General features: G+C 64.5%; 1 protein-coding gene. It reads right to left on the reverse strand.

What is annotated here, in order from left to right:
* A partial coding sequence (locus AC1DWI_RS21900; protein WP_477725759.1) for an aconitase family protein occupies positions 1-1,473 on the reverse strand: 1,473 nt, incomplete at its 3' end.
* Between the last annotated feature and the right edge of the window lie 258 nt (positions 1,474-1,731).

The following is a 1,731-nucleotide window of genomic DNA, read 5'->3' on the forward strand; positions in this document are numbered from 1 at the left end:
GATCAGCACGTCGCCGTTGCCCACCGTGATGCCGGGGGCGGAATGCACCACCTCGGTCTGCGCCTTGGCGGGCGCGTCCGTGGTGTTGCTGGCGCGTGCGTGCGCCAGTGTGGGGCGGTTGCCTTCCATCTCCATCACGGGGCGTGCGGCACCGGCCGGTGTGGGCGGTGCGGACGGCAGCGTGTCCAGCCGGCCTTCATCGGTGCGGCGCACCAGGTGGCGGGTGTTGAGCATGCCGGCGGGCTGGTTAAAACCGTTCTCGGCAATCGACTTGCTGAACAGCGACTTGAACTGGCTGGCGACGTTGCCGAGCTCGATTCGGTCTTGCGGGCGCTTGGGGCCGGCCAGGCTGGGCGTGACATCGCCCAGGTCCAGCTTGACCACGTGCGAGTAATCGATCTCGCCGGCCCTGGCCACGCCGAAGAGGCCCTGCGCCTTGAAGTAGGCCTCGAAGGCTTCGATCTCTTCCCTGGTGCGGCCCGTGCCCTTGAAGTAGTCGATCGTTTTTTCGTCGACCGGGAAGAATCCCATGGTGGCGCCGTATTCGGGCGCCATGTTGCCGATAGTGGCGCGGTCCGGCAAGGCCAGCGTGCGCGTGCCCTCGCCGAAAAATTCGACAAACTTGCCGACGACCTTTTCCTTGCGCAACTGCTCGGTCACGCGCAGCACGAGGTCGGTGGCGGTGACGCCTTCGCGCAGACGGCCCGTCAGCTCAAAGCCCACGACGTCGGGCGTGAGGAAGTAGACGGGCTGGCCCAGCATGGCGGCTTCGGCCTCGATGCCGCCGCAGCCCCAGGCAACCACGCCGATGCCGTTGATCATGGTGGTGTGGCTGTCGGTGCCCACCAGCGAGTCGGGATAGTACACGCCGTCCCTGCTTTTATGCACGCCGCGCGAGAGGTATTCAAGGTTGACCTGGTGCACGATGCCGAAGCCCGGCGGCACTACGCCAAAGGTGTCAAAGGCCTGCATGCCCCATTTCATGAACTCGTAGCGCTCACGGTTGCGCTGGAACTCCAGCTTCATGTTGAGGTCCAACGAATTTTTCTTGCCGTAGTAGTCGACCATGATGGAGTGGTCGACCACCAGGTCGACTGGTACCAGCGGCTCGATGGCTTTAGGGTTCTTGCCCAGCTTCAGCGCCACGCTGCGCATGGCGGCCAGGTCGGCCAGCAGCGGCACACCGGTGAAGTCCTGCAGCACCACGCGCGAGACAACAAACGGGATCTCTTCGGTGCGCTCGGCCTGGGGCAGCCAGTGGGCTAGTTGCGCCACGTGTTCGGCCGTGACCTTTTTGCCCTCGCAATTGCGCAGCACCGACTCAAGCACGATGCGCATGGACACCGGCAGGCGGGAAACTTTGGGAAACTGTTTGGCGAGTTCCGGCAGGGAGTAGAACTTGCCGGTTTTGCCGGAGGCGGTCTTGAAGCTTTTGAGCGTGGAGGAAAAAGCGTGGGGAGGCGGTTTGGCCATGGCGGACTCCTTTTTATTGACGGCAGCCCCCATTCTGGCAGGCACTGCGGCTCCGTGGGAGTCCGGCGCCGCATACCCTGCCCCTCTACCGAGTCTTGTGCGTTCTCACCAGGCCGGCTGGGGCGCCGCGCGGCGCAGGCCGAAGTACTGAAGCTCGGCCAGCACCGCCACCGTCAGCGCCTGTATGACCACATAGCCCACGCCCAGCATCGAAGGCGACACGTGACCACTCACCAGCAACAGTACACAGGCCAGCGC

The sequence above is a fragment of the Polaromonas sp. P3_C2 genome, assembly GCF_056402675.1.